General features: G+C 70.1%; 3 protein-coding genes. All 3 read right to left on the bottom strand.

Annotation, left to right across the window (positions count from 1 at the left end; genetic code table 11):
* Positions 1–331 precede the first annotated feature (331 nt).
* Entirely contained in the window at positions 332–1984 is a 1653-nt protein-coding gene (locus ACWDO5_RS35560) for a hypothetical protein (RefSeq protein ID WP_450534659.1), read from the bottom strand.
* A 118-nt stretch (positions 1985–2102) separates the two neighbouring features.
* Complete coding sequence (locus ACWDO5_RS35555; protein WP_450534658.1) at positions 2103–2516, bottom strand: hypothetical protein; 414 nt, start codon at positions 2514–2516, stop codon at positions 2103–2105.
* A 77-nt stretch (positions 2517–2593) separates the two neighbouring features.
* On the bottom strand, positions 2594–2875 hold a 282-nt coding region (locus ACWDO5_RS35550; RefSeq protein ID WP_450534657.1), incomplete at its 5' end, for a hypothetical protein.

Below are 2875 nucleotides of genomic sequence, written 5' to 3'. Positions count from 1 at the left end.
CGCTCTGCGCGAAGGCGACCAGCTGCCCTTTCAACTCGGCACTGCGCTCGATGAGGTCGGTCAGCGACGGTTCACCGGCGCCCTGATGTGCGCGCCGCGCGCTGAGGACCCGGGCGCGCGCTCCGCGCCGAGGCGCGCCCTCGACCGCTCATGGGCGCGCGCTTGAGCCGGGAGCGGCGCGCGGCGGTGTCCGACAGGGGCGCGCCTCCGGGGGTACGGAAGACGGCGCGGGCGCGCCTGACGAGGTGACGTGACGTGATGCGGAGCGCGCCACGAGCGAGCCGCGAAGGCGCGCCCCTGGCAGTCCCGGGGCGCGTCACCTCACGTCACCTCACCGCGAAGAGGGGGCCCCGTCGAGCAGCTTCGCGAACATGGACTTGATCCGCAGCTCCGGCATACGCGCGTTCCGGTAGGCGTTGGCGAGCTCTGTCTTGCCGTCGTCTTCCAGTGTGGCGATGACGGTGGGCCGATTTGCCTCGAGGTAGTCCCGCAGTGCGGACATCGACGGGTCGCCGTTCTCGGAGATCGGCCCAAGGTGCTCACCCACGGTGAGGAACAGCAGGCGCGCCTGAACAGTGGCCTCGTCCTCCAACGCATCGAGAGCCATCTGTGCCGCCTTGTTCCTGCGGGGGCGCGGAGCGGGCGGCTTCGGGAGGTCCTGCGGCTCTTCTGCGGCGCTGACATCCTCGGGCTGCTCCCCGGGCGGCTCCTCGTCGCCCTCGGGGTCAGGCGGGGGCGGCGCCCCCTCGTCCGGCGGCTCAGGGCTGGACTCGGCCGCGGAGATGGCGTGTTCCTCGCCCTCCTGCAGGTGCTCGCGGGCCTCGTCTCCGGTTGCCTGGCTCGGGGGCGGGCCGGGCGGCGTGCTGGGGGTGGCCCCCGCGTTGCCGTCCGCAGCCTTGGCCTTCTCCTTGGCGTACTGGAGCGACCGGGTGATCAGGTCGTTCGCGCTCATCGTCCCCCTCTTCGTGTGGGTGGTGACCCGAGAGAGGGTTTCGATGCCCCACTGCTCGCGGATGCCCTGCAGAGCCGCTTCCGGGTTGGTCTCGTCCATGAGCGCATCGCGGATGATGTCCACGGCCTGCGGGCCGGTCAGCATGGGTTCACCGTGCGGCTGAGCGGGTGCCGGGCGGGATTGCGCGGACGCGTTGCCCTGCTCCTGCAAATACGCCTCCGGCCGCGACTCGTGCGCCGACCGGGTGTCGGCGGCCTCCTCGAAGCCCATCCGCCGCAGCAGCGCGTCCACGGAGAAATTCTCGAACCGCTCGGTCTCACCGGGCTCGATCTCCCAGTGAAGTGTCCGGACACCGGTCAGGTGCGCCTCGCCGAGGGCGTGTAGCTCCACGATGGCGTCGACGGCCGCGCCGAGGTTCTTCTCCGCCTTGATCCTGCGGGTGGTGTGCCGGGTTGCCTGGCCGTTCTCGTAGGCGGTGACGATCTCCTGGCGGGCGATCAGCAGTGAGGGGCCGGAGTGCCGGCGTAGGAGCCACAGCACTTCTCCCCACCGGTCTTTGGCCCGGTTCCACAGGTCCCGGTCTTCGGTGACCATGTCGTCGAGGTTGGGTGCGCGCCGCCGGTTCTCCTGCGCCTTGCGTACGGCACGGTGCCGGGCGAGGAGGGCAACCTCGTCGCTGAGCATGTCCCACAGAGAGGTGACGGAGTCGAGGACGATCATGTTCGGCTTACCGTTGACACGGGGCTGGGCGATGGCCCAGCGGATCGCGTCAAGGATGTCCTGGTAGGAGCCGTCGTGCTGAACGATCTCGTACCGGGCACCGGGGATGCGGCCGTAGTAGTCCGCCGTGCCCTCCGTGCCGCCGATCTCGATCCAGTACGTCATGCCGACGAGGTCGGAACTGGAGCCGCGTACCGCCTCGGAGCTCTTGCCGGTCTTCTCCGCTCCCGTAATCACGATGATGGGCGGATTCGGTTTGCACGTCGGCGTCCGAGAGGTGCGTTCGCGCTGGGGCGCGATGATTCCAGCCATGGCGTGCGTTCCTTCGGTTCGGGGCCCCGGGTTGCTCTCCCGGGATGCTGCGCCGTGGCAAGCCCTAAGCTCTCGCCAACCGCACCGCTGTACTATTTTAGCGCGGGTTGGCGCTTGATCAATCCCTATTGAGGAGATCCGACACAGGAGTTTCCACGGCAGGGTCGGCGTCCTCGCGGTGCCGGGCGTACCAGGCGTCAAGGGCCTCTGCCCCCTCGGCCGCGTCCGCCATCTGCTCGGCGGACAGCTCCCGCCACTCCGCCACCGATTCCGCGTACTCGCCTTCCACCGTTGCTGCGTCACGCCGGCTGAGGGCCATGGCGATCTCCGGCCAAGGGGTGCCGTTCAACGCCTCGGCCACGGTGGTGAAGTCAACGAGCTCATTGGCCATCTGGCGCAGGCGTCGGGCGAAGACGAGCCGCTCGGCGGGGGTCATGGCCGCGGCCGTCGTGCCGACTGCTTGGCGCGCAAGGTCGGACAGGTCGCGGGCGGCGCGGGCGGCGGTGATCCGGGCCAGGATCTCCGGGGTCATGGTGAGGTCCGATCATGCAGGCGGCGGACGCCCCGGCCTTCGGGGCGCCCGCCGCAAGACGTGCGAGTGTGGGGGCGTCAGGATGCCTTACTGGCCCCGATAGCGGTCACCAGCTCCTCGACATTGAACTCCTTGTCAACGCGCTGGCCGGTGTTCGCCGCGTACCGCTTGAGCAGTCGGATACGGACCTTGCGGCCGTTCTGCGCCGTCTGGCCGAGCCGGCGCCCCATGGCTGCGCCGGACAGGTCCCCGCCCGGCTCGAACCGGTTCCGCTCCGTCGTCAAGCGCGGCAGCGCGGTGGCAACACCGGACCTCGGGCACTCGGTGCATCCCGAGGTCCACGGGCTGGCGCCCGACCG

This window comes from Streptomyces sp. NPDC000880, from assembly GCF_053599675.1.
Note: the sequence above shows the minus strand (reverse complement) of the source record. Positions and strands in the feature narration are given on the sequence as shown.